Below are 971 nucleotides of genomic sequence, written 5' to 3'. Positions count from 1 at the left end.
GTTCTGGTTGAGATGAAGGCCACGGGCCTGTGTCACACCGATGAATTCACCCGCTCGGGCGATGATCCCGAAGGTATTTTCCCGGCCATTCTGGGCCACGAGGGCGCAGGCATCGTGATGGAGATCGGCGAGGGCGTTACCACGCTTGAGGTCGGCGATCACGTGATCCCGCTGTACACCCCTGAATGCCGCGAATGCGAATATTGCCTGTCGGGTAAAACCAACCTGTGTCAGGCCATTCGCGTGACCCAAGGCCAAGGGCTGCTGCCCGATGGCACCACGCGTTTTTCGATGCTCGATGGCACGCCGATCCACCACTATATGGGCTGTTCGACCTTTGCCAATCACACGGTTGTCCCTGAAATCGCACTGGCCAAGGTCCGCAAAGACGCGCCGTTCGATAAAATTTGCTATATCGGCTGCGGCGTCACCACGGGCATTGGCGCGGTCATCAACACCGCCAAAGTCGAGATCGGCGCGCGCTGCGTGGTCTTTGGTTTGGGCGGCATTGGCCTGAACGTGATCCAAGGGCTGCGGCTGGCCGGCGCGGATCAAATCGTGGGCGTCGATCTGAACGACGACAAGGAAGAAACCGGTCGCTATTTCGGCATGACCGACTTCGTGAACCCGTCCAAGGTTGACGGCGACATGGTGGCCCATCTGGTAGAGCTGACCAAAGGCGGCGCGGATTACACATTCGACGCCACCGGCAACACCAAGGTCATGCGCCAAGCGCTTGAGGCCGCCCATAAAGGCTGGGGCGAAAGCATCATCATCGGGGTCGCCCCCGCAGGTGCCGAAATCTCGACCCGTCCGTTTCAGCTGGTCACAGGCCGTGTCTGGCGCGGGACGGCATTCGGCGGGGCCAAGGGCCGCACGGACGTGCCCAAAATCGTCGACTGGTACATGAGCGGCAAGATCGAGATCGACCCGATGATCACCCACAAACTGACATTGGACGAAATCAACCA

Annotated in this window: 1 protein-coding gene; it reads left to right on the top strand. The window is 60.1% G+C overall.

Features of this window, described 5'->3' with window-relative positions:
- Nucleotides 1-971: zinc-binding dehydrogenase (locus tag KZZ06_RS20035; RefSeq protein WP_219581756.1), on the top strand; the 971-nt coding region annotated here is incomplete at both ends.

This window comes from Sulfitobacter sp. CW3 (genome assembly GCF_019392245.1).
Lineage (GTDB): Bacteria > Pseudomonadota > Alphaproteobacteria > Rhodobacterales > Rhodobacteraceae > Sulfitobacter.
The sequence above is the reverse complement of the archived record's forward strand: the minus strand, read 5'-3'. Positions and strand labels throughout refer to the sequence as shown.